General features: G+C 59.7%; 1 protein-coding gene. It reads right to left on the bottom strand.

The window, feature by feature from the left end; translation table 11 throughout:
* A partial coding sequence (locus tag AO726_RS10270) for an Ig-like domain-containing protein (RefSeq protein WP_241492095.1) occupies positions 1 to 1,436 on the bottom strand: 1,436 nt, incomplete at both ends.

The following is a 1,436-nucleotide window of genomic DNA, read 5'->3' as shown; positions in this document are numbered from 1 at the left end:
TCAGCCTTGCCTGTAGCCGTTTCGCCACTGACGTTGCCGCTCGGGTCAGTCGCAGTGACCTTGCCTTCTTCGCCGTCAGCCAGTGGGTTCGGTTGCATCGCCCACTTGCCATTGGCGTCAGTCACGGTGGTAACCGTGCTGCCGTCTGGCTTGGTCAGGGTGATGGTGCTACCGGCTTCACCTGTACCGGTCAGACCGCCCAGGTTGTTGCTCTCTACGATCGGTGCATCCGGAGCAATCACATCGGAGCCACCGGTGTTCACCGGTTTACTGATGTTGCCAGCCTCGTCGGTCACGGTGACGTTGGCGCTTTCACCATCATCCAGTGGGTTCGGCTGAATCAACCAATGACCGTTTTCATCAACGGTTGTCGTCAGTGTGCTGCCGTCCGGCAGTTTGACCACGATGGTGCCACCTGCCTCGGCACTACCGCCAAGACCGGTTTCGTTATTGGTCTCGATCACCGGTGCATCCGGCGCGATCAGGTCGGCCTTGCCGGTAGCCGTTTCACCGCTGACGTTGCCGCTCGGGTCAGTCGCAGTGACCTTGCCTTCTTCGCCGTCAGCCAGTGGGTTCGGTTGCATCGCCCACTTGCCATTGGCGTCAGTCACGGTGGTAACCGTGCTGCCGTCTGGCTTGGTCAGGGTGATGGTGCTACCGGCTTCACCTGTACCGGTCAGACCACCCAGGTTGTTGCTCTCAACAATCGGAGCATCCGGTGCGCTGAGGTCGGTCGTATCAGTTTCGGTCGGCTCACTGGTGTTGCCGTTTGGATCGGTGATGGTAACGCTACCCTTCTCGCCTTCGTCCAGCGGGTTCGGCTGGATTTCCCAGTGACCGTTCTCATCAACAATGGTGGTGACTGTCGATCCATCTGGACGCTCAACCACGATGGTGCCGCCAGCTTCACCACTACCGCCAAGGCCTGACTCGTTGTTGCTGTCGATCACCGGTTTTTCCGGCGCGATCAGGTCGGCCTTGCCGGTAGGCGTTTCACCGCTGACGTTGCCGCTCGGGTCTGTCGCAGTGACTTTGCCTTCTTCGCCGTCAGTCAGCGGGTTCGGTTGCATCGCCCACTTGCCATTGGCGTCAGTCACGGTGGTGACCGTGCTGCCGTCCGGTTTGGTCAGGGTGATGGTGCTACCGGCTTCACCTGTACCGGTCAGACCCCCCAGGTTGTTGCTCTCTACGATCGGTGCATCCGGAGCAATCACATCGGAGCCACCGGTGTTCACCGGTTTACTGATGTTGCCAGCCTCGTCGGTCACGGTGACGTTGGCGCTTTCACCATCATCCAGTGGGTTCGGCTGAATCAACCAATGACCGTTTTCATCAACGGTTGTCGTCAGTGTGCTGCCGTCCGGCAGTTTGACCACGATGGTGCCACCTGCCTCGGCACTACCGCCAAGACCGGTTTCGTTATTGGTCTCGATCAC

It is taken from the genome of Pseudomonas sp. TTU2014-080ASC (assembly GCF_001446935.1).
GTDB lineage: Bacteria > Pseudomonadota > Gammaproteobacteria > Pseudomonadales > Pseudomonadaceae > Aquipseudomonas.
The sequence above is the reverse complement of the archived record's forward strand: the minus strand, read 5'-3'. Positions and strand labels throughout refer to the sequence as shown.